We start from the raw sequence: 22,062 nt of genomic DNA, 5'->3' as shown, positions 1-22,062 counted from the left end.
TCAGCGCAGGACGTCGGCGCGGTGCACGAGCGCGGCCGCCCCGATGAGCGGCCCGTCCTGCGACAGCCCCGTCGGCACGATCCGTACCTTCGTCACGAACGGGAACTCGACCCGCTCCGCGACGGCCTGTCGGGCGTACTCGAACAGGTCGGGGGAGACGTGGGAGAAGCCGCCGCCGATCGCCACGACCTCGAGGTCGACCAGGCTGGTCGCCGCGGCGATGGCCTGCCCGAGCGCCCGCCCGCTCCGCTTGACGGCGGCCACCGCGATGTCGTCACCCGCCGCGTAGGCGGCCGCGAGCTCCTCGCCGGTGCTGCCGGCGAACCCCTGGCGCCGTGCCCAGGCGACGGTCTTCGGCCCGCTGGCCACGGCCTCCAGGCAGCCGGTGCCACCGCAGGCGCACGGGTCGTCGTACCCACCGCACTCGACGTGGCCGATGTGGCCGGCGTTGCCGGTCGGCCCGCTGACGGTCCGGCCGTGCAGGATCAGCCCGCCGCCGACGCCGGTGGAGACGATCATGCCCATCACGTGGTCGGAGCCCTGCGCGGCGCCGACCCAGTGCTCGGCGAGCGTGATCGCCAGGCCGTCCATCCGCAGGGTGACGGGGACGCCGTCGGGCACGTGCGCGGCGACGCGGTCGCGGAGCGGGTAGCCGCGCCAGACCGGCATGTTCAGGGGGGAGACCAGGCCGTGCTCCTCGTCGACGGGGCCGGCCGAGCCGATGCCGACGCCGACCAGGGTCGCGTCGGACGGCAGCGTGGCGAGGGTCGCGACGACGACCTCGTCGACCGCTGCCTGCAGCTCCTCGGACGTGCGTCCGGCACCGGTCGGGCTGCGGTGCCGGGTGGCCGGCAGGACGACGCCCTGGTCGGTGACGAGTGCGGCTTCGACCTTGGTGCCGCCGAGGTCGACGGCGAGGGCGAGGTTCGCGGACGGGGTCGTGGTGCTGGACATGCGCACTCCGGTGTGGCGGTCGGGAGGCCCGGCAGCAGTCCCCGACGTGTGGTCACGTCCGGACGCGGCCGGCCTGGTTCAGGTCGGTCAGGTTCTGGTCGGTCTGGGGAGGGGCTTCAGTAGGACGAGGTGTCGTCGCCGCGGTCCGAGGACGCGCCGGTCGTGACACGGTGCGCGACCTCGTCGAGGATCCGGGCCGAGGCGCTGGTGCCGATGCGCGTCGCGCCGGCCTGCACCATCTCGAGCAGCGTGTCGAGGCCGCGGACGCCACCGGAGGCCTTCACGCCCGTGTCCGGGCCGACGGTCTCGCGCATGAGCCGGATGTGCTCGGCGGTCGCGCCACCACCGGCGAACCCGGTCGAGGTCTTCACGAACGCGGCACCCCCGGCGACCGCGGCGCGGCTGGCGGCGACGACCTCGTCGTCGGTCAGGTACGCGGTCTCGAGGATGACCTTGACGATCGTGTCGCCGGCGGCGTCGACGACGGCACGGACGTCACGCTCGACGCGCTGCCAGTCGCCGGACTTCGCGGCGCCGATGTCCTGCACCATGTCGAGCTCGAAGGCGCCGTCGGCGAGGGCCTGCAGCGACTCGGCGACCTTGGCCGCGGTGGAGGTGGTGCCGTGCGGGAAGCCGATCACGGTGCCGACGCCGACGCCGGTGCCCTGGAGGCGCTCGACGGCGTGCTGCACGTCTCCCGGTCGGACGCAGACGCTGAACACCCGGTGCGCGGCGGCCTCGTCGAGCTGCGCGTCCACCTGGGAACGGCTCAGCTCGGGCTTGAGGATCGCGTGGTCGATGAGCCGACGCACCGAGTCGGCATCGAGAGCGGCTGCGGTGACGGGGTTCGATGCGTTGTCCACCCGGCAAGCCTACAAGCAGGCGCGAGGCGTACGGTTCGGAGCATGCGCGTCCTCGTCACCGGGGCCACCGGGTACATCGGTGGTCGACTGGTCCCCAGACTCCTCGATGCCGGGCACGACGTCCGGGTCCTCGTCCGCAACCCGCGCAAGCTGCAGGACGTTCCCTGGAACGACCGTGTCACGGTCGCCGAGGGCGACCTGCAGGACGCCGACGCGGTGTCCGCGGCGGTCGACGGCATCGAGGCGGTCTACTACCTCGCCCACGCCATGGGGGCGGACGGCGACTTCGAGCAGGCCGAACGCGACGCCGCGCAGACCATGGCCCGCGTCGCCCACGACGCCGGCGTCCAGCGCTTCGTCTACCTCGGCGGCCTGCACCCGGACGGCGACCTCAGCAAGCACCTGCGCAGCCGGAGGGAGGTGGGGGAGATCCTCCTCGGCTCCGGCGTGCCGACGATCGCGCTCCAGGCCGGTGTCGTCATCGGGTCGGGCAGCACCTCGTTCGAGATGATCCGCCACCTGACCGACGTGCTGCCCTGGATGCCGGCGCCCCGCTGGGTCCGGAACCGCATCCAGCCGATCGCCGTCCGCGACGTCCTGTACTACCTCGTCGAGGCGCTCACGATCCCGGCCGACGTCAACCGCACGTACGACATCGGCGGCCCGGACGTCCTCCGGTACGGGCAGATGCTCAACGGGTACGCGGTCGAGGCGAAGCTGCCCCAGCGACCGATCACGGTCCTCCCGGTCCTGACCCCGCGGCTCGCCGCGCACTGGTTCAACGTCGTGACGCCGATCCCGCGCAAGCTCGCGACGCCGATCATCGAGTCGCTGCAGTTCGAGTGCGTGCAGCGCGAGCACGACATCGACGACGTGATCCCGCAGCCCGAGGGTGGACTGACCTCGTACCGACGGGCCGTCCGGCTGGCGCTGGCGAAGATGCGCAGCGGCGAGGTCCTGACCAGCTGGCGCAACGCGACGCTCTCCAGCGGCTCAGCCGACCCGCTGCCGAGCGACCCGGAGTGGGCCGGTCACACCGTCTACGTCGACGATCGCAAGCGGCACTCGTCGGCTCCGCCGGAGGCGGTCTGGAGCGTCGTCGAGTCGATCGGCGGCGAGAACGGCTGGTACTCGTTCCCGCTCGCCTGGGTCGCGCGCGGCTGGCTCGACAAGATCGCCGGCGGGGTCGGCCTGAGCCGCGGTCGTCGCGACCCGAAGCGGCTGGAGCAGGGCGACGCACTCGACTGGTGGCGCGTCGAGCGTCTGGTCCGCGGTCGGTACCTGCGCCTGCGCGCCGAGTTCAAGTCGCCCGGTCGCGCCTGGCTCGAGATGACCGTCACCCCGGCCGACGACGGCGGCAGCAACTACCACCAGCGGGCGATCTACTTCCCGCAGGGGCTCGCCGGACGCCTCTACTGGTACGGCATCCTGCCGTTCCACGGCGTGATCTTCCCGGGGATGGTCGAGCGGATCACCGCCCGTGCCGAACGGGAGGCGCACCGCACCGACTCGACGCAGCGCAACTCCACGTACCAGAATGACGACGCGCAGCCAGCGCACGAGGAGGCGGCATGAGCGACGACGGCACGACGAGTGGCGGCGGTGTCCTGTTCCTCGGTGACAGCATCACCGCGGGCGGCGACTGGGGCCAGTGGCTCCCCGACGAGCGGACGATCAACCTCGGCGTCGACGGCGACACCACGGACGGTGTCCTCGCGAGGCTCGACGAGGTCGTGCAGGCCGCACCCGAGGTCATCGTGCTGCTGATCGGCACGAACGACTTCGGTCACCACCGGGCCAGCGCGGAGCACGTCGTCCGGAACGTCGAATCGGCCCTGGTACAGCTGCGTCGGGCACTGCCCGGCGTCCGGCTGCTCCTCGTGTCGATCCTGCCGCGGCAGGCCGAGTACGCGCAGAAGACCGAGCAGGCGAACCGGCACCTGCGGCAGTTCGTGGCCACCTGCCACGCGCAGTACCTCGACGTCTGGCCGGCCCTGGCCGACGGCGACCACCTGGACGAGCGCTTCACCGCCGACGGGCTGCACCTCACCGAGGACGGGTACCGCGCGTACGTCGCCGAGCTCGTCCCGGCGCTCGAGCGTGTCCGGGAGCTGCCGCCGATGTCCCGCCCGATCTCGCTCGCCGACCTCCGCGACGCGCAGGACCGATGACGGCTCGGAAGGGACGGCCCGCGATCGGGTCGTCGCAGCAGGCGTCGTCGCCCTCTTCGACGGCGTCGTCGACCCCCGCCGGGTCGAGTCGCGCTCGTGGGGCGGGTGTTGCCCGTGGGGCGGCTCGGGACCGACAGGCGCTCCCGGACTTCACCCGGCCAGCCCTCGCACCGTCTTTGCTGGCGGCCGTGGTGCTCCTGGCCTGCGTGGCGTTCCTCGACTCGTCGGCGTTCGTGTTCGCGCGCTGGGGCGTCACCGTGCTCGCGCTCATCGTGCTGGTCTTCGCGATCCGCGGACGGGTCTGGTGGGCAGCGGTGCTCACCGCGGCCGTCGCCGTCTGCTGGAACCCGGTCGTGGTCCTCCCCATCCCGGGGCAGCTCTGGGCAGCGCTGCAGCTCGTCGCGGCGGCGCTCTTCATCGTCGTCGGCATCACGGTCAAGGTGCCGCGCGCGGCGGACTGACGCCGCGCCTCCCGGTAAGATCGCACGTGCTGTGCATCGCGCGCGGCGGTGCGACCTGGAAGGCATGGATGAGCAACGAGACCGAGCCGGTGACCGAGAGTCCTCTGCTGACCCCTCGACCGTCCTCCGGCGGTCTCGACCGTCCTGACGTCGTCCTCCGCAAGGGACGGCTCACCCTCATCAACGGGCACCTCACGCCCCAGCAGTCGATGATCGAGGACCTGCTGTTCCTCGACGATGCCCTCACCGCGGCCGACGTCGACCACCTGCTGATCCGCGGGAACGACCAGCGGCCCGTCATCGCCATCGACGAGCGCGACCGTCAGCGTGCCGAGAGTGCCGTGATGGACGCCGCCGCGGGGGAGCCCTTCTACGCGAAGCCGCCGGGCAAGGCCGCCCTGCTGGTCGTGGACGACGGCTTCGGCTCGGCCGACGAGCCCGTGCTCCGCCTGTTCCGTCCCCGGCTCGAGCCGATGGGACGCCTGCGCTACGGCGCCGAGACGAGCGTGCAGCTGGAGTTCTGGCGCGTCACCGAGACCGAGGTCCTGGCTCCCGTCGAGAACGCCCTGATGCGCCGCAGCCTGCCGATCGAGGAGTTCGTCCTCGTCGACATCGAGCGCTACGGCCGCGGCTGGTCCACGGTCGAGCACATGTTCGACGACCACGTGTCCGACATCCGCTTCCCGATCGACATCGTGTTCTCGTGGGTCGACGGCAACGCGATCGAGTACCAGCGCGCCCGTCAGGCCGCGCAGGCGAGTGCCGTACTGGGGGAGGGCGACGACGCCCCGGCCCGCTTCCGGCAGATCAACGAGCTGAAGTACGCTCTGCGGTCGGTGCACATCTTCGCGCCGTGGATCCGTCGCATCTACATCGCGACGGACTCGCCGGCGCCGGAGTGGCTCGCCGACCACCCGAAGGTCCGGATCGTCCGCAGCGAGGAGTTCTTCGCCGACCCGTCCGTCCTGCCGACGCACAACTCGCAGGCCGTCGAGGCGCAGCTGCACCACATCCCCGGGCTCAGCGAGCACTTCATCTACTCGAACGACGACATGTTCTTCGGGCGCCAGGTCGACCCGTCGATGTTCTTCAGCCCGGGCTCGGTGACGAAGTTCATCCTGGCGATCACGCGGATCGGTCTCGGGACGAACAACCCGGCCCGCAGCGGGTTCGAGAACTCGGCGCGGGTGAACCGGAAGCTCCTGCAGCAGCGGTTCGGTGCGGTCACGACACGGCACCTCGAGCACGCGGCGACGCCGTTGCGGAAGAGCATCATGACCGAGATGGAGCACGAGTTCGCGGCGGAGTTCGCGGCGACCGCCGGCTCCCGGTTCCGCGCGGCCGACAACATCTCCGTGACGAACTCGCTGTACCACTACTACGCGCTGCTGACGGGTCGGGCGATCATCCAGGAGAACGCCACCGTCGGGTACATCGACACGACGATGGAGGCCGGTCTCCGCGAGCTCGACGAACTGCTGAAGAAGCGGAACGTCGACATGTTCTGCCTGAACGACGGCAGCTTCCCCGAGGTCAGCGACGAAGAGCGCACCGAGCGCGTCACCGACTTCCTCGAGCGCTACTTCCCGTTCCCGGCACCCTGGGAACGCCCCAGCGCCTGAGGCTGCTCCAGCACCTGAGGCTGCTCCGGGAGGGCCGTGGCTGGCCCTCCTGGGCGCTCAGCGGTGGATCGGGGACACCGGCACCGAGTCGAGCGTGAACACCGGTATGGAGGACGTGACGGGCGCTGGCTCGACGGCCGGCGGGATCACGACGCCGGCCGCGGCGAGACGGGCTTCGGTCTCGATCGACGAGACGCGTTGCCCGACGGTCGAGTAGGTGCCGATCGGAACGACGGAGTGCACCACCTGGTGGCCGTAGACGTGCATCAGGTTGAACGACTGGGCACCGTCGCGGCCACGGGTGCCGCCCTGGAACTCGTTGAGGTCCTGCGTGTAGCAGGTGGCGCTGGCGACGGAGACGGGGATGCCGGCGAACACGGCACTGGTCGAGTAGTGCAGGTGGCCGGCGATGATGGTGAGGATGTCGCTGCCCTCGACCACCTCGGCGAGGGCGGGCTGGTCGCGCAGTTCGACGAGGACGGTGAGGTCCTGGACGCTGGGCACCGGCGGGTGGTGCATCGCCAGGATGGTGCCGTGCGGAGCCGCTTCGGACAGGACTTCGGCGAGCCAGTCGAGCTGCTCGGGGGAGACCTCGCCGTGGTGGTGCCCGGGGACGCTCGTGTCGAGCGTGATGACGCGGAGGCCGTTGACGTCGTAGACGAAGTCCACCGGACGGTCGGTGGGTTGCAGGCCGAAGAGCTCTTGCCGGAAGGCCCCGCGTTCGTCGTGGTTGCCCATCGCCCAGATGACCTGCGCGCCGAGGCGTTCGGCGGCGGGTTCGATGATGTCGCGCACCTTGACGTAGGCGCCGGGTTCACCCTTGTCGGCTACGTCGCCGGTGATGATGATCGCTTCCGGGCGGGAGCCGGAGGCTTCGATCTCGGCGATGATCTGACCGAGTCGTGCGGCGGAGTCGACGGCTCCGTAGAGCGCGCCGTCGCCGGCGATGAGGTGGGTGTCGCTGAGGTGGAGCAGGAAGTGGTTCGGCCTGGGGTGTTCAGCCGTCCGGGCGTCCATCGGTCTCTTCTTCCGTTGGCAGCGGGTGCGTGGTGCAACACAGTGCCACACCGTCCTCGACGATTCCAGCACTGCCGTCTGAACGCCCCGTGAACTGGGGCGGCGTGTCCGGTGTCTTGAGGCAGAACGACATGAGGCGAACACACGAGCCCCCGTTCGCGAAGCGAACGGGGGCTCGTGTGTTCTTGCCGAGAAGTGTTATCTACCGGCACCGACCTGCGGGGCCTGGTGGGTCCCTTCGAGGTCCGGACCGTGGTGGGCGGCGTGCGCTGCTTCGAGCTCGTTCTTCGACACCGGCTCGATGCGGTCTTCGAAGAAGAAGCGGGAGGCACGTGCACGGGCCTTCTGCAGCGAGGTGATGCGGCCGCGGGAGTCCGGGCGGATCATCAGCGGCTTGTAGTCGTTGAACTCGAGCAGACGCCAGCGCTCGTACTCGTCGAGCTGCTCGTGGACCTCGATGTACTCACCGTGCGGCAGTCGGACGATGCGGCCCGACTCGTACCCGTGGAGGACGATCTCGCGGTCCTTCTTCTGCAGTGCGAGGCAGACACGCTTCGTGATCCAGAAGGCGACGAACGGGCCGAGGACCGTCGTTGCCTGGAGCACGTGGATCACGTGGTTGATCGACACCATGAAGTGGGTCGCGATGAGGTCCGACGACGCCGCGGTGAACAGGGCACCGTAGAGCGTGATGCCGGCGACACCGATCGCGGTGCGGGTCGGGGCGTTGCGCGGGCGGTCAGCGATGTGGTGCTCACGCTTGTCGCCGGTGACCCAGGCCTCGATGAACGGGTACACGAAGATCGTCACGATCAGACCCATGAGGATCGCGATCGGCACGAGGATGTTGAACGAGACCGTGTAGCCGAACCAGTTGACCTCCCAGTGCGGCGGCACCAGACGGAGCGCGCCGTCCGCGAAGCCGATGTACCAGTCAGGCTGGGTACCGGCGGACACGGGGGAGGGGTCGTACGGGCCGTAGTTCCAGATCGGGTTGATCGTGAAGAACGACGCGATGGCGGCGAGGATGCCCGCGACGATGAAGAAGAAGCCACCGGCCTTCGCGGCGAACGCCGGGAGGATCGGGACGCCCACGACGTTGTCGTTGGTCTTGCCGGGGCCGGCGTACTGGGTGTGCTTGTTGATGACGACGAGCACGAGGTGGACACCGAGCACCGCGACGAGGATCGCCGGCAGCAACAGGATGTGCAGCGTGTACAGGCGGCCGACGATGTCGGTACCGGGGAACTCGCCACCGAAGAGCAGGTAGGCGATCCAGACACCGATGACCGGGACACCCTCGATCATGCCGACGATGATGCGCAGACCGTTGCCGGAGAGCAGGTCGTCGGGGAGCGAGTAGCCGGTGAAGCCCTCTGCCATGGCGAGGACCCAGAGCACGAAGCCGAAGACCCAGTTCAGCTCACGCGGCTTGCGGAACGCGCCGGTGAAGAACACGCGGGCCATGTGCAGCATGACCGAGGCCACGAACAGCAGTGCTGCCCAGTGGTGGATCTGCCGGACGAACAGACCGCCGCGGATCTCGAACGAGATGTTCAGCGTCGACTGCAGCGCCACCGACATGTCAACGCCCTTGAGCGGGACGTAGGTGCCGTTGTAGACGACCTCGGCCATGGACGCCTGGTAGAAGAACGTCAGGAAGGTCCCCGAGAGCAGGACGACGACGAAGCTGTAGAGCGCGACTTCACCGAGCATGAAGCTCCAGTGGTCGGGGAAGATCTTGCGACCGACCTCCTTCACCAGGCCGGAGATGCTGGTGCGCTCGTCGATGTAGTTCGCGGTGTAGTTGATCAGTCGCGAACCACGGTCAGGAGCCGGCTTGTTCGCCGACTCGGTGGTGGGGGATGTGGTCGTTGTGCTGCTCATGAGCGGGCACGCTCCCAGAAGGACGGGCCGACCGGCTCGTGGAAGTCGCTCTGTGCGACCAGGTAGCCGTCGTCATCGACCGAGATCGGAAGTTGGGGAAGGGGGCGGGCCGCCGGTCCGAAGATGACCTCGCAGTTGTTCGAGACATCGAAGGTGGACTGGTGGCACGGGCACAGCAGGTGGTGCGTCTGCTGCTCGTAGAGCGCGACCGGGCATCCGACGTGGGTGCAGATCTTGGAGTACGCGACGATGCCGTCGTAGCCCCAGTTCTCGTGGCCCTTGGCGGGGTTCAGGTCCTTCGGGTCCAGGCGCATCAGGAGGACAGCGGCCTTCGCCTTCTCCTCAAGCATGTGCTCGGAGTCGAGCATGCCCTCGGGGATGACGTGGAACACCGATCCGATGGTGACGTCGGAGGCCTTGATCGGCAGACCCGTCGGGTCCTTGGTCAGGCGCAGGCCCGACTTCCAGAAGGTGTGACGGAGCAGCTCGTTCGGGTCTTCCTTCGGCGCGAGGTCGCGCACCAGGACGATGCCGGGGAGGGGGAAGGCCACCAGGGCACCGATGAGGGAGTTGCGGATCAGCTTGCGGCGGCTGAACCCGGACTCCTTGTCGGCGAGCTGGAAGGCTTCGACCGCCTTGGCGCGGGTGGCGTCCGTGCCACGCGTGGTGTGGCGCATCTCGGTGATCTCGCGGTCGGAGACGAGCGTCTTCGACCAGTAGACGGCACCGATGCCCAGAGCCAGGAGCGCGAGCGTGATGGAGAGGCCGAGGAAGAGGTTCGCGGTGCGGACCGTCCCGAAGTCGTTCGGGTCGATCGGGAAGGCGATGTACGCGGCGATGGACAGGACGCTCGCGACGATCGAGACGTAGAAGAACGTCGCGACCTGGCGCTCGGCCAGACGCTGCTTCTTCGGGTCGACGTCCGTGCGGCGGGCGCGGTGCGGCGGCTCGCCCGGGTTCTCGAACGGCTCGTGCGGCAGGACAGCGGTCCCGACCGGCTCCGTGGCGCCGTGCTTCTCGACAGCCGAGGACGAGTTCAGTGCCTCGTCGTCGTGCTCTGCCATGGTGTTCCCTTCAGTGTCGTGCGACACGGACGATCAGTTGGTCTTCGCGGTCAGCCAGACGGTCATCGCGACGACCGCTCCGAGACCGAAGATCCAGATGAACAGGCCCTCGGCCACCGGGCCGAGGTCGCCGAGACCGAAGCCACCGGGCGACTTGTTGTCCTGCACGTACTTGAGGTACGTGATGACGTCGGCCTTCTGGTCCGGGGTCAGGTTCAGGTCGTTGAAGACCGGCATGTTCTGCGGGCCGGTGAGCATGGCCTCGTAGATGTGCTTGCCGGAGACGTCGCGCAGGTTCGGCGCGTACTTGCCCTCGGTCAGGGCGCCACCGGCACCGGCGACGTTGTGGCACATCGCGCAGTTGATGCGGAAGAGCTCGGCGCCTTCGGCGGCGTCCCCTTCGGCACCGTCGGTGAGCTTCGTCGAGGGGATCGACGGGCCGGGGCCGAGCGAGGCGACGTAGGCGGCCATGGCGTCGACCTGCTGGTCCGTGAACTGCTCGGGCTTCTCTTCACCCTGGGGACCCTGGGCGGCGAGCGGCATGCGCCCGGTGCCGACCTGGAAGTCGACCGAGGCGGCGCCGACACCGATGAGGGACGGGCCCTCGCTGGTGCCCTGGGCGGAGAGGCCGTGGCAGGTGGCACAGTTCGACGCGAAGAGCTTCTGGCCCTCGTTGACCTGCGACTGGCTGGATGCGGCCAGTGTCGTGTTGGTGCTGTCGTCGGCGTTGGCCGACGTGCTGAACAGTGCGTACGCACCACCCGTCGTCATGAGTGCGACGGCGAGGAGGGACACGGTCGCCAGGGGGGAGCGACGGCCCTTCTTGTTCTTCTTCGATGTGTTGAACATGCTGTGGGGCTGCCTGATTCTCACTTGAGGAGGTAGATGACGGCGAAGAGACCGATCCACACGACGTCGACGAAGTGCCAGTAGTACGACACGACGATCGCGGTGGTGGCTTCCTTGTGCCCGAAGTTCTTCGCGGCGAACCCACGCCCGAGCGTGAGGAGGAAGGCGATGAGACCGCCGGTCACGTGCAGACCGTGGAAGCCGGTGGTCATGTAGAACGCGGAGCCGTAGGCGCTCGAGGAGAGCGTCATGCCCTCGTGCCAGAGGTTGGCGTACTCGAAGATCTGCCCACAGACGAAGATCGCGCCCATGCAGTAGGTGACGAAGAACCACTCCGTCATGCCCCAGTCCTTGGGGTTCCAGCTGGTGCGGTGCACCTGGAACCGCTCGGCGGCGAAGACCGCGAACTGGCAGGCGAAGCTCGACAGCACCAGGACGATGGTGTTCACCGAAGCGAACGGCACCTCGAGCTTGGCGCTCTCGGTTGCCCAGAGCTCGGGGGAGGTGCTTCGCAGCGTGAAGTAGATCGCGAACAGGCCGGCGAAGAACATGACCTCGCTGCCCAGCCACACGATCGTCCCCACGGCAACGGGGTTCGGCCTGTTCAAGACCGGACCGCTGACGGATCTGGAGAGAGGGGTGCTTGTCACGTCTTCCATTATGGCGGAAACCCCCGACAGTGTTTTCGCAGGCAACTGGCGGGTCCTCCAGAATCAGTACGATCGAGCCATGTCTGACGCACTCACCTGGCCGGCCGTGATCAGCGCGCTCATGGCGCGCGAGGACCTCTCGATCAGGCAGTCCACATGGGCCATGGAGCAGATCGTGCAGGGGAAGGCCACGTCCGCACAGATCGCGGCCTTCGCCGTGGCCCTCCGCGCCAAGGGCGAGACCGTCGACGAGGTGGTCGGTTTCCGCGACGCGATCCTCGACGCCGCGGTCCCGCTCGACGTCGACCCGATGGCGCTCGACATCGTCGGGACCGGCGGTGACGTGGTCGGCACGGTCAACGTCTCGACCATGGCCGCGATCGTCATCGCCGCCGCGGGCGTGCCCGTCGTCAAGCACGGCAACCGCGCGAGCTCGTCCAAGTCCGGCTCGAGCGACGTGCTCGCCGCGCTCGGCCTCGACCTCACGATGGACGCCGCGCGTGTCGCCGAGACGTTCCGGCGTGTCGGTCTGACCTTCGCCTTCGCCAGCGCGTTCCACCCCGGATTCGCCCACGCAGCCCCGGTCCGGCGGGAGATCGGGGTCCCGACGGTGTTCAACTTCCTCGGCCCGCTGGTGAACCCGGCACGGTGCGAGGCGAACGCGGTGGGCGTGGCACAGCTCGAACTCGTGCCGATCATCACGGGCGTGTTCCAGACCCGGGGAGCGACCGCACTCGTGTTCCGCGGCGACGACGGCCTCGACGAACTCACCACCACCGGCCACAGCCACATCTGGGAGGTGTCCGGCGGCCGCATCACCGAGCACGACCTCGACCCGCGTGACCTCGGCATCGCCCGTGCCCGGACCGAGGACCTGCTCGGCGGCGAGCCGGCGGAGAACGCGGCGATCCTCCGCACGGTGCTCGCGGGGGAGACCGGACCGGTGCGCGACATCGTCCTGCTGAACGCCGCGGCCGGGCTCGTGTCCTTCCGTCTCGCGCAGGACCCGACCGAGGCGGACCGCCCGATCCTGCAGCGCTTCCGCGAGCAGCTGGTCATCGCGTCGGACTCGATCGATTCCGGCGCCGCCATGCGCAAACTGGACGAGTGGGTCGGTGTGGCGCCGGCCGTCACGTCGCCCTGAGCCGCCGACACCCGACGGGAGCGCGCGTCGGGTCGCGCGCACCACGCAACGACGGGGGGGGGCGGGGGGGGGCGGGGGCGGGCGCCCCCCCCCCCACCCCCCCGCCGGCGCCCCCGCCGCCCCCCCCCCGCGCGGCCGGCCCCCGCCCGTCTGTTGCGTGGTCGGTCAGACGACCGACGTCAGCGGACGTCCTCGTCGACCCAGTCGAAGGTCTTCGTGACGGCCTTCTTCCAGAGGCGCAGCGTGCGCTCGCGCTCCTCGGCGTCCATGGACGGCGTCCACCGCTTGTCCTCCTGCCAGTTGGCACGGAGCTCGTCGAGGTTCGCCCAGAAGCCGACGGCCAGGCCGGCGGCGTAGGCCGCACCGAGGGCCGTCGTCTCGGCGACCACCGGGCGGACCACGGGGACGTCGAGGATGTCGGCCTGGAACTGCATCAGCGCGTCGTTGGCGGTCATGCCACCGTCGACCTTGAGCTCAGTGAGTTCGACGCCCGAGTCGGCGTTGACGGCGTCCAGGACCTCGCGGGTCTGGAGCGCCGTCGCCTCGAGGGCGGCACGCGCGATGTGGCCCTTGTTGACGTAGCGGGTGAGGCCGACGAGCGCACCGCGGGCGTCCGGACGCCAGTACGGGGCGAAGAGGCCGGAGAAGGCGGGGACGAAGTAGACGCCACCGTTGTCCTCGACCGACTTGGCGAGCGTCTCGACCTCGGGCGCGCTGCCGATGATGCCGAGGTTGTCGCGGAGCCACTGGATGAGCGACCCGGTGACGGCGATCGACCCCTCGAGGGCGTAGTGCGTCTCCTGGTCGCCGAGCTTGTAGCCGACGGTCGTGAGCAGCCCGTTCTCCGAGCGGACGATGTCCGTGCCCGTGTTGAAGATGAGGAAGTTACCGGTGCCGTAGGTGTTCTTCGACTCGCCCTGGTCGAACGCCGCCTGGCCGAAGGTCGCAGCCTGCTGGTCGCCCAGGATGCCGGCGATCGGGACCTCGCGGAGGAGGCTCGAGGACTCGACGTGGCCGTAGACCTCGGAGGAGCTGACGATCTCGGGGAGCATCGACTTCGGCACACCGAAGTCGGCCAGGATGTCGTCGCGCCACTGCAGCGTCTCGAGGTCCATGAACAGGGTGCGCGAGGCGTTGGTGACGTCGGTCTTGTGCACGCCGCCGTCGGTGCCGCCGGTCAGGTTCCAGAGGACCCAGGTGTCGGTGGTGCCGAAGAGCAGGTCGCCGGCCTCTGCCTTCTCACGGGCGCCCTCGACGTTCTCGAGGATCCACATGATCTTGGTACCGGCGAAGTACGTCGCCAGGGGCAGGCCCACGATGGCCTTGTAGCGGTCGGTGTCACCGTCGGCGAGCTTGTCGACGAGCGCCTGGGTGCGGGTGTCCTGCCAGACGATGGCGTTGTAGACGGCCTTGCCGGTGGTGCGGTCCCAGACGACGGCGGTCTCACGCTGGTTGGTGATGCCCACGGCGGCGACGTCGTGGCGGGTGATGTCGGCGCGGGAGAGTGCCTGGCCGATGACCTCGCGGGTGTTGTCCCAGATCTCCGCCGGGTCGTGCTCGACCCAACCGGCGCGCGGGAAGATCTGCTCGTGTTCCTTCTGACCGACGGAGACGATCGACCCGGAGTGGTCGAAGACGATCGCTCGCGTGCTGGTCGTGCCCTGGTCGATGGCGACGATGTAGTCGGCCATTGGTGCTCCTTACGACGGTGTTCGGTGCTGCGGTCGGGACGGGTCGACCCGGTCGCTCAGGTGGTGCGGGTTGTGCGGGTGGTGCGGGTGGTGCGGCGCGCCTGGACGCGCTGGGTGGGACGCGGCCGCCACGCCGGAGGTGCAGTGCGGCGGCCGCGCGGGTGCTGCTGGTCGTGCGTCGTGCGTCGTGCTGGTGCGGGGACGAGCTACGCCATCGGGAGCAGCGGTCCGGCGAGCAGCGCGGCGATCGTGCCACCGACGAGCGGGCCGACGACCGGGACCCAGGCGTAGGACCAGTCGCTGGTGCCCTTGCCCTTGATGGGAAGGAAGGCGTGCGCGATGCGCGGGCCGAGGTCACGGGCCGGGTTGATCGCGTAGCCGGTCGGGCCACCGAGCGAGACACCGATCGCGATCACCAGGAAGGCGACCGGGATGGCGCCGAGTTCGGTCGGCGTCTTGCCGTTCGTGAAGGCGAGGACGACGAACACGAGGACGAACGTGCCGATGATCTCGGTCACCAGGTTCCACGCGTAGTTGCGGATCGCGGGGCCGGTCGAGAACACGCCGAGCTTGGCCGCGGGGTCGGGCTCCTCGTCGAAGTGCTGCTTGTAGGCGAGCCAGACGATGACGGCACCGATGATCGCGCCGATGAGCTGCGCGAGCCAGAAGAGGAACATCTCGCCGACGGTGATGTTGCCGATGATGGCCTGCGCGATGGTCACCGCGGGGTTCAGCTGGCCGCCGGACTTGTACGAGACGGTGACGCCGGCGAAGACCGCGAAGCCCCAACCGATCGTGACCATGAGGAAGCCTGCGCCGAAGCCCTTGGACTTCGTGAGGGAGACCGCGGCGACCACGCCGCCACCCAGGATGATGAGCATCGCCGTGCCGACGAGCTCAGACAGGAATTTGACGCCGATGTCGTCCACCGGTACCTCCGATTTGCTGTGGTCGGGGGCCCGGCTGAGCACCGGCACTCCCCGTCGAGTGATTGAGCCCGAGCATAGTGCTGGGGATTTCCGGAGGGTGATGGACACGAACCGCATTCCGGCGAAAGTGAACGGACGTGCACCGGACGTGGATGCGCGAGGACTCGGGGACGGGCTCGGGACGAGCGACGGCTGCACGAACGTGCAGCACGACGGCACAGGTGCCCGGAACTGCCCCTGGCACGGACACGTCCCGGCGGTACAGTGAGCCGACTCCGGACGACGTCGGCGGTGTGCAGACGGTGGACCGGTGCCGGACATCCGTGTCGTACCCGTGTCACACCCTCGTCGCACTCCCGGAGGCGCAGCATGAAGAAGCTCATCAACGACCCGCACGACGTCGTCATCGAGACCGTCCGGGGGTTCGCCCTCGCCCACGCCGAACAGGTGGTGCTGGTCGAGGACCCGCTGCACCTGCACCGCCGGGACGCCCCGGTCAGCGGCAAGGTCGGCATCGTCAGCGGCGGCGGCAGCGGCCACGAGCCCCTGCACGCCGGCTTCGTCGGACACGGCATGCTCGACGCCGCGGTCCCCGGACCGGTGTTCACCAGCCCGACCCCCGACCCGATCGTCGCCGCCACGAAGACCGTCGACGGGGGAGCGGGCGTGCTCCACATCGTGAAGAACTACACCGGGGACGTCCTGAACTTCGAGACCGCCGCCGAGCTCGCCGCGATGGACGACGTCCGGGTCGAGAGCGTCGTGGTCGACGACGACGTCGCCGTGCAGGACTCGCTCTTCACCGCCGGTCGCCGTGGCGTGGCCGGCACGGTCGTCGTCGAGAAGTGTGCCGGCGCCGCCGCCGAGCGCGGTGACGACCTGGACGCCGTCGCGGCGGTGGCCCGGCACGTCAACGAGGTGACCCGGTCCATGGGGCTCGCGCTGGCCTCCGGCACCGTCCCGCACGCCGGCGAGCCCTCGTTCACGCTGGCCGACGACGAGGTCGAACTCGGCATCGGCATCCACGGCGAGCCCGGTCGCGAGCGCATCCCGATGGCCCCGGCCGACGAACTGGTCGACCGCGTGCTCGAGCCGATCCTGACCGACCTGCAGGCACCCGCCGGCTCGCAGCTGCTCCTGCTGGTCAACGGCATGGGCGGCACGCCGCAGTCGGAGCTCTACATCGCCTACCGACGCGCCGCCGAGGTCCTGTCGGATCGCGGCTACACGGTCGCGCGTAGCCTGGTCGGCAACTACGTCACCTCCCTCGAGATGCAGGGGTTCTCACTCACCGTCACGGTGCTCGACGAGGACCTCACGGCACTCTGGGACGCGCCGGTGGAGACGCCGTCGCTCCGCTGGGGGCGCTGACACCGCACGACGACTCCGCTCACGACGCCGACCACGGGTCGGCCGCACGAAGGGACACACCTTGTCGCTCGACACCGCCTGGGCCATCGACTGGGTCCGCCGCACCGCCGCCACGATCGACGAGCACCGGGCGGAGCTGATCACGCTCGACCGCGAGATCGGTGACGGCGACCACGGTGAGAACCTCGACCGCGGGTTCCGGGCGGTGCTCGTCGCGCTCGACGACGCGGACCTCGAGACCCCGGGCGCCGTGTTCAAGCTCGTGGCGACGAAGCTCATCTCCACCGTGGGTGGCGCGGCCGGCCCGCTGTTCGGCACCGCGTACCTCAAGGCGGCCCAGGCTGCCGGCGACGCCACGGAGCTCGACGCCGACACGCTCGTCGCGGTCCTCACCGCGGCGCGTGACGGCGTCGTCTCCCGCGGCAAGGCCGAGGTCGGCGACAAGACGATGATCGACGCGTGGACGCCGGCCGTCGACGCGGCAGCTGCGGCAGCCGCAGCGGGGGAGACCCCGGAGCGCGTGCTCGCCGCGGCCGCCGACGCCGCCGCCACCGGTGCGGAGTCGACCGACGCACTCGTCGCCCGGAAGGGCCGTGCGAGCTACCTCGGCGACCGTGCCGTCGGGCACCGCGACCCGGGCGCCCAGTCGAGCGCCTACGTCCTGCGCGCGGCCGTGGACGCGGCATGAGCGTCGGCATCCTCGTCGTCTCGCACAGCGCCGCCGTCGCTCAGGGCACGGTCGACATCGCCCGGCAGATGGCCGGCGACGTGCAGCTCGTCGCAGCGGGCGGCACCGACGAGGGCGGCATCGGCACCTCGTTCGAGGCGATCACCGCCGGCATCGAACAGCTCGCCGGAGCGGACGGCATCGTCGTGCTCTGCGACCTCGGATCGGCCTACCTCACGACGGACACCGCGCTCGACTTCCTCGACGACGAGGTCCGTGCACGCGTGCACGTCTCGAAGGCACCGGTCGTCGAGGGGACCGTCGCTGCGGCGGTCGCTGCCCAGACCGGCGGTGCCGTCGACGCGGTCCTGGCGGCTGCTGCCAGCGCTGCCGGTGGCGGGACCGACGCCGGTCCCGACGACGCGGCCACGGGCCTCCCGGGAGGCGCGCCCCACGTGACCGACGCCGGTGCGGCCGACGGGACCCACGCTGCTGCGGCCGACGGGACCCACGCTGCTGCGGCCGACGGGACCCACGCTGCTGCGGCCGACGGGACCCACGCGTCCGCCACCGTGGAGCTGGTCAACGCGTCCGGCCTGCACGCACGTCCCGCCGCGGAGTTTGTGAAGACCGCCGCGAAGCACGACGCGTCCGTCCGGGTGAACGGCGTCGACGCGAAGAGCCTGCTGGCGATCATGGCGCTCGCCCTGCCGCAGGGTGCGTCGGTGACGATCGAGGCCTCCGGCCCCGACGCACGTGCGGCGGTCGACGCGCTGGCGGACCTGGTCCGCTCCGGCTTCGGCGAGTAGTCCTCTCGCAACACGCAACGTGGGCGGTTCCTCGCAGCGGTACTCCGTTGCGCGGTGCCGCCCACGTTGCGTTCTGCGGAGGGTCAGACGCGCTGGAGGCCCGTGACCCGCAGCAGGTCGAGTCGCGACGCGTCCTCGCTGCCGGGGACCACCGTGTAGACGACGATCCGCAGGTCGCTGCCCGGCACCGAGAGGGTGTCGCAGTCGACCTCGATCGGGCCGACCGGCGTCCGCAGGGTCTTGCGGCTGGTCCGGTGCTCGGCGATCCGGGCCTCACCCCAGCGCCGCTCGAACTCGGGGCTCGTCGCCCGCAGGTCCCGCACCAGCTCGGCGAGGTGGCGGTCGTCCGGGTAACGACCGAGCGCGGTGCGGAGGTCTGCGGCCAGGTCCGACGCGAAGGCCTCAGCGTGCTCGTCGTCGAAGTCGACCCCGGCGTGGCCGTCGGTGAAGAACTGCCAGACCAGGTTCGCCGAGCGCCCCTGCCACCGGTCGCCGTCGCCCGTGGCCGCGGCCCAGAGCTCGTTGCGGTGCAGCAGGTCGTGGCTGGCGGTGAACACGGCGAGCGGCACGTCCGTGAGCCGGTCGACGATCCGCTGCACACCGGGCGTGATGTGCCGGGGGACGAGCCCGCGCGACGGGGGAGCGGCGCCGGCGACGCGGAACAGGTGGTCGCGCTCCGGCTCGGTCAGACGGAGCGCGGTGGCGAGGGCGGCGAGCAGCTGCGGTGACGGGTTCGTCGCACGGCCCTGCTCGAGCCGGACGACGTAGTCGACGCTCACGCCGGCGAGGGCCGCGAGCTCCTCACGCCGGAGGCCCGCGGTCCGCCGCCCGGCGCCGGCGGGCAGCCCGACCTCGGCAGGGGTGACCCGGTCGCGCCAGGACCGCAGGACGTCGGCGAACTCGCTCATGCACCCATCCTCGCGCGGATCGGCAGCGGGACCGTGGTACTCACAGTCCCAGGGTCCACCGGACAGCACGTCGACCGGGGCCTGGGGGAGTCGGGGCAGAGCGAGCACGATGGTCCCCATGACCACCACACTCATCACCGGGGCGAACCGCAGCCTCGGACTCGAGACCGCCCGCCGACTCCTCGAAGCCGGCCACACCGTGTACGCCGGCGTCCGCAACCCCGACGACGCAGACGAGGTGCGTGCCCTCGGCGCCACCGTCGTCCGCCTCGACGTCACCGACCAGTCGAGCATCGACGAGGCCGTCGCGTCGATCCCGGCGCTCGACGTCCTCGTCAACAACGCCGGGGTGCTCGGCACCGCGCACGGGGTCGACGACCTCACCGCCGACGCGATGGCGTCCGTCCTCGACGCCAACGTCACCGGCATCGTCCGGGTCACCCAGGCTGCGCTGCCGCTGCTCCGTGCCTCCGAGAACCCCGTCATCGTGAACGTCGCGTCCGGCGTCGGCTGGCCGCGGTTCCTCAGCACGCCGGGACACGACGAGTTCCACGTGCCGAGCATCCCGTACGCCGCGTCGAAGGCCGCCGTCATCACCCTCACCGTGCAGTACGCGAAGAACCTGCCGGGCTTCCGCGTCAACGTCAGCGACCCGGGCTACACCGCGACGGACTTCAACGGGCACTCCGGTCACCAGACGGTGACCGAGGGCACGGACGCCACCGTCATGCTCGCGCTCCTCGGTCCGGACGGGCCGACCGGCGAGTTCCACAACCGGCACGGGCGCGTCGACTACTGACGTCGCCGGCTGACGGACGGGAGGCCCGTGGCGGATCCGCCACGGGCCTCCCGGCCGTCGGCGGGTCGCGGCGGGTGGGTCGCGGCGGGTGGGGCGCGTCGGGTCTGAGTGCGTCGGGTCTGAGTGCGTCGGGTCTGGGTGCGTCGGGCTGCGTCGTCGACGCACCGAGTGGTCGTCCGGCCGTGTCGTCACGCGGCCGTGCCGTCGTCCGGCCGTGTCGTCGACGGGCTGCGGCGCGGTGCGGAGCGCGATCGTGCGGGTCAGCCCGCCCAGTGGGACGGCCGCTGGAAGCCGTCGTCGAGGCGGGTCCGCCCGTCCCCTCGAGCCGCGTTCACCTGCATCTGTGTCAGGTAGACCGCGCCGCGGAGGTCGGCTCCGGACAGGTCGGCGTCGCGGAGGTCTGCACCGATGCACTCGCATCGGCGGAGGTCGGCACCCGTCAGGTCGGCACCGATGAGGAGCGCACCGCGGAGGCTCGCACCCCGCAGGTCCGCGCGCCGCAGGTCGGCTCCGAGCAGGTCGGCGCCGGGGCCGACGCGCAGGCGGCCGATGCGCCGGTCGTCGCCGCTGCCGTCACGAGCGCTCCGGGCGCGGGCGTCCCGGCTCGCGCCGAGCAGGAGCGGCCGGGTGGCGTCGTACTCCGCGTCCACGTCGGCAGCCAGCAGGGTGTCCGGGTCGGCGTCGCTGAGGGCGCGCACCCGGTCGAACCGCTCCGTCAGCGGTGCGGCCGCCCGGGCGTCGTGGGCGAGGGTGATCGCCTCGTCCAGGTACCGGAGCAGTTCGTGCAGCCGTCGGACGACGGGGAAGACCGCGAACATCGCGTCCCGGGTGGCGGTGTCGTCCCGCCAGGACCGGCCGGCGAACGTGTGGCGGGACACCTTCTGCCCGGCGCCCGAGCAGTCGAACACCGTGCAGCCACGGAACCCCTCGGCCCGCAGGCGTGGGTGGATCGTGCACCCGTCGGTGGGGTCGAGGTTGGCGCAGGGGTCGCCGGCGTCCTTGTCCACCGGGAAGTCCACCGACCGGGTGAACGCCAACGCGACGCAGCAGAGGCCGAAGCAGTTGGCGCAGTCGGCGCCGAGGTCCTCGCGGCGACCGAGGGTGACCCGGGTACTCGTCGTCATCGCGGACGAGGCTAGCTCACCGCGAGGGGCGGCTCAGCGGCGCTTGCGGAGCGCGTTCGTGGCCCAGAGTGCGACGGCGATGAGCACCGGCTGGAACAGCAGGCGGACGAAGCGCTTGGTGTCGGTGTCCAGCCCGAAGCCGTCGCGGTGGTGCATCCACTGCGCGATGTTGCCGGGGAAGATCGCCGTGAAGAACACTGCAGCGACCCAGCCGACCGTCGCCTGACGACGGACGAGCAACATGAGGGCGGCGCCGAGCGAGATCTCGGCGATGCCGGATGCCAGGACCGTCACGTCGGGGTCGAGCGGCACGAACTTCGGCACCTGGGCGCGGAACTCCTCGCGGGCGACGGTGAGGTGGCTGATGCCGGCCCAGGTCATCGTCGCGCCGAGCAGGATGCGGACGACGGTGCGGGGGACGGAGGAGCGGGAGGAACGGCGACGGGACATCGGTTCGGGTGCCTTTCGGTGGTGGGGGAGCCGGAGGGGAGGGAGGTGGACCGGGTCAGCGCGCCCGGAGCACGCGGCGGCGGCGGACGAGCTCGAACACGACGACGGTGCCGATCACGGCGAGGAGTCCGGCGCGAGCACGGCCTCGGGTGGCGCGGACGGCAGCGCCCAGCCCGGCGACGGTCAGGCCGGCTGCAGCAGCGGTGCCGGTGGTCACCGTGCGGTCCTCGACGTCCGCACCGACGCGGACTGCACCGAGCGCGGTGGCTGCCGCGGCTGCGGCAGCGCCGACCCGTCCGGTGCGGGGGAGCAGGGTGCCGGACGCGACCTCGAGCAGCGGGACGAGGACCGCGTGCGGGACGCCAGGGGCGAAGCCGCGGTCGGCCATCCGGCCGGCGCGCTGCCGGAGCGGGTCGGCGACGAACGTCGCCGCGCCGTGCGCGGTGAGGGCGGTACCGACCGCGCGGGTGATCCTGCTGCATGCAATCATATTGCGCACAACCTAACACGTCGGGACGAGGAACGGCCCGGGGGGCCCCCGGGGGGGGGGCCCCCGGCGCCCCCCCCGGGGGAAAGGGGGGGGGCCGGCGGGGCCCAAGGGGGGGGGGGGAAAACCCCGGGGGGGGACGCGG

Annotated in this window: 22 protein-coding genes; 9 read left to right on the top strand and 13 right to left on the bottom strand. The window is 70.6% G+C overall.

From position 1 onward, the window contains the following. Complete coding sequence (locus QCD68_RS03365; protein WP_111073455.1) at nt 1-954, bottom strand: ROK family protein; 954 nt, start codon at nt 952-954, stop codon at nt 1-3. A 116-nt stretch (nt 955-1,070) separates the two neighbouring features. Beyond that, complete coding sequence (gene deoC, locus QCD68_RS03360) at nt 1,071-1,817, bottom strand: deoxyribose-phosphate aldolase (protein WP_301222015.1); 747 nt, start codon at nt 1,815-1,817, stop codon at nt 1,071-1,073. 42 nt (nt 1,818-1,859) lie between these two features. On the opposite strand from deoC, the gene QCD68_RS03355 reads away from it, so the two are divergent. The 4 genes from QCD68_RS03355 (at nt 1,860) to QCD68_RS03340 (ending at nt 6,071) form a co-directional block, all read left to right on the top strand. Further along, on the top strand, nt 1,860-3,392 hold the full coding sequence (locus tag QCD68_RS03355) for an SDR family oxidoreductase (protein ID WP_301222014.1): 1,533 nt from the start codon (nt 1,860-1,862) through the stop codon (nt 3,390-3,392). Then, nucleotides 3,389-3,988 carry a GDSL-type esterase/lipase family protein gene (locus tag QCD68_RS03350; RefSeq protein WP_221849554.1) on the top strand — a complete coding sequence of 200 codons (600 nt, stop codon included), beginning with the start codon at nt 3,389-3,391 and terminating at the stop codon, nt 3,986-3,988. The genes QCD68_RS03355 and QCD68_RS03350 overlap by 4 nt, the downstream gene beginning before the upstream one ends. 188 nt (nt 3,989-4,176) lie before the next feature. After that, entirely contained in the window at nt 4,177-4,449 is a 273-nt protein-coding gene (locus tag QCD68_RS03345; RefSeq protein ID WP_301222013.1) for a DUF6804 family protein, read from the top strand. Nucleotides 4,450-4,517: 68 nt separating this feature from the next. Next, nucleotides 4,518-6,071 (top strand): stealth conserved region 3 domain-containing protein, encoded by a 1,554-nt coding sequence (locus QCD68_RS03340; protein WP_111073695.1) that lies wholly within the window; start codon nt 4,518-4,520, stop codon nt 6,069-6,071. 57 nt (nt 6,072-6,128) lie between these two features. Here QCD68_RS03340 and QCD68_RS03335 read toward each other — a convergent pair whose 3' ends face one another. The 5 genes from QCD68_RS03335 to ctaE form a co-directional block, all read right to left on the bottom strand. After that, nucleotides 6,129-7,088 (bottom strand): phosphodiesterase, encoded by a 960-nt coding sequence (locus QCD68_RS03335; RefSeq protein WP_301222012.1) that lies wholly within the window; start codon nt 7,086-7,088, stop codon nt 6,129-6,131. A gap of 198 nt (nt 7,089-7,286) precedes the next feature. Continuing rightward, a complete protein-coding gene (gene qcrB, locus QCD68_RS03330) occupies nt 7,287-8,975 on the bottom strand; it encodes a cytochrome bc1 complex cytochrome b subunit (protein ID WP_301222011.1) in 1,689 nt (562 codons plus the stop codon). Continuing rightward, nucleotides 8,972-10,039: a cytochrome bc1 complex Rieske iron-sulfur subunit gene (qcrA, locus tag QCD68_RS03325; RefSeq protein ID WP_111073461.1), complete on the bottom strand. Its 1,068-nt coding sequence runs from the start codon at nt 10,037-10,039 to the stop codon at nt 8,972-8,974. The genes qcrB and qcrA overlap by 4 nt, the downstream gene beginning before the upstream one ends. A 33-nt stretch (nt 10,040-10,072) precedes the next feature. Continuing rightward, nucleotides 10,073-10,888: a cytochrome bc1 complex diheme cytochrome c subunit gene (gene qcrC, locus QCD68_RS03320; protein ID WP_111073462.1), complete on the bottom strand. Its 816-nt coding sequence runs from the start codon at nt 10,886-10,888 to the stop codon at nt 10,073-10,075. A gap of 20 nt (nt 10,889-10,908) precedes the next feature. Beyond that, nucleotides 10,909-11,547 carry an aa3-type cytochrome oxidase subunit III gene (gene ctaE, locus QCD68_RS03315; RefSeq protein WP_110902297.1) on the bottom strand — a complete coding sequence of 213 codons (639 nt, stop codon included), beginning with the start codon at nt 11,545-11,547 and terminating at the stop codon, nt 10,909-10,911. Between the two features lie 70 nt (nt 11,548-11,617). Here ctaE and trpD point away from each other — a divergent pair, with 70 nt between their 5' ends. Further along, on the top strand, nt 11,618-12,682 hold the full coding sequence (trpD, locus tag QCD68_RS03310) for an anthranilate phosphoribosyltransferase (RefSeq protein ID WP_301222010.1): 1,065 nt from the start codon (nt 11,618-11,620) through the stop codon (nt 12,680-12,682). Between the two features lie 179 nt (nt 12,683-12,861). Here the strand turns inward: trpD and glpK are convergent, their stop codons facing one another. Together glpK and QCD68_RS03300 are read right to left on the bottom strand one after the other, a co-directional pair. Next, nucleotides 12,862-14,373 carry a glycerol kinase GlpK gene (gene glpK / locus QCD68_RS03305; protein WP_111073464.1) on the bottom strand — a complete coding sequence of 504 codons (1,512 nt, stop codon included), beginning with the start codon at nt 14,371-14,373 and terminating at the stop codon, nt 12,862-12,864. Nucleotides 14,374-14,579: 206 nt separating this feature from the next. Then, a complete protein-coding gene (locus tag QCD68_RS03300) occupies nt 14,580-15,254 on the bottom strand; it encodes an MIP/aquaporin family protein (RefSeq protein ID WP_253467887.1) in 675 nt (224 codons plus the stop codon). Between the two features lie 417 nt (nt 15,255-15,671). On the opposite strand from QCD68_RS03300, the gene dhaK reads away from it, so the two are divergent. The 3 genes from dhaK (at nt 15,672) to dhaM (ending at nt 18,149) form a co-directional block, all read left to right on the top strand. After that, nucleotides 15,672-16,673, top strand: coding sequence for a dihydroxyacetone kinase subunit DhaK (gene dhaK / locus QCD68_RS03295; RefSeq protein WP_301222009.1), 1,002 nt, complete (start codon nt 15,672-15,674; stop codon nt 16,671-16,673). A gap of 61 nt (nt 16,674-16,734) precedes the next feature. Next, the gene (dhaL, locus tag QCD68_RS03290; protein WP_221849546.1) at nt 16,735-17,361 is read left to right on the top strand and encodes a dihydroxyacetone kinase subunit DhaL; all 627 of its coding nucleotides are present in this window, start codon (nt 16,735-16,737) and stop codon (nt 17,359-17,361) included. Continuing rightward, a complete protein-coding gene (gene dhaM, locus QCD68_RS03285; RefSeq protein WP_301222008.1) occupies nt 17,358-18,149 on the top strand; it encodes a dihydroxyacetone kinase phosphoryl donor subunit DhaM in 792 nt (263 codons plus the stop codon). Before dhaL ends, dhaM begins: the two co-directional genes overlap by 4 nt. Before the next feature lie 83 nt (nt 18,150-18,232). Here the strand turns inward: dhaM and QCD68_RS03280 are convergent, their stop codons facing one another. Beyond that, nucleotides 18,233-19,057, bottom strand: coding sequence for a helix-turn-helix domain-containing protein (locus tag QCD68_RS03280; protein WP_253463116.1), 825 nt, complete (start codon nt 19,055-19,057; stop codon nt 18,233-18,235). Nucleotides 19,058-19,175: 118 nt separating this feature from the next. Here QCD68_RS03280 and QCD68_RS03275 point away from each other — a divergent pair, with 118 nt between their 5' ends. Continuing rightward, a complete protein-coding gene (locus QCD68_RS03275) occupies nt 19,176-19,856 on the top strand; it encodes an SDR family NAD(P)-dependent oxidoreductase (RefSeq protein WP_221849543.1) in 681 nt (226 codons plus the stop codon). A 260-nt stretch (nt 19,857-20,116) separates the two neighbouring features. Here the strand turns inward: QCD68_RS03275 and QCD68_RS03270 are convergent, their stop codons facing one another. Genes QCD68_RS03270 through QCD68_RS03260 form a run of 3 tightly spaced genes read right to left on the bottom strand, consistent with a single transcriptional unit; the run spans nt 20,117 to nt 21,920 of the window. Beyond that, nucleotides 20,117-20,980: a pentapeptide repeat-containing protein gene (locus QCD68_RS03270; RefSeq protein WP_301222007.1), complete on the bottom strand. Its 864-nt coding sequence runs from the start codon at nt 20,978-20,980 to the stop codon at nt 20,117-20,119. 33 nt (nt 20,981-21,013) lie between these two features. Further along, the gene (locus tag QCD68_RS03265; protein WP_111073471.1) at nt 21,014-21,430 is read right to left on the bottom strand and encodes a DoxX family protein; all 417 of its coding nucleotides are present in this window, start codon (nt 21,428-21,430) and stop codon (nt 21,014-21,016) included. A gap of 55 nt (nt 21,431-21,485) precedes the next feature. Then, nucleotides 21,486-21,920 carry a hypothetical protein gene (locus QCD68_RS03260; RefSeq protein ID WP_301222006.1) on the bottom strand — a complete coding sequence of 145 codons (435 nt, stop codon included), beginning with the start codon at nt 21,918-21,920 and terminating at the stop codon, nt 21,486-21,488. Nucleotides 21,921-22,062 lie beyond the last annotated feature (142 nt).

This window comes from Curtobacterium sp. PsM8 (genome assembly GCF_030433875.1).
Classification (GTDB): Bacteria; Actinomycetota; Actinomycetes; order Actinomycetales; family Microbacteriaceae; genus Curtobacterium.
The sequence above is the reverse complement of the archived record's forward strand: the minus strand, read 5'-3'. Positions and strand labels throughout refer to the sequence as shown.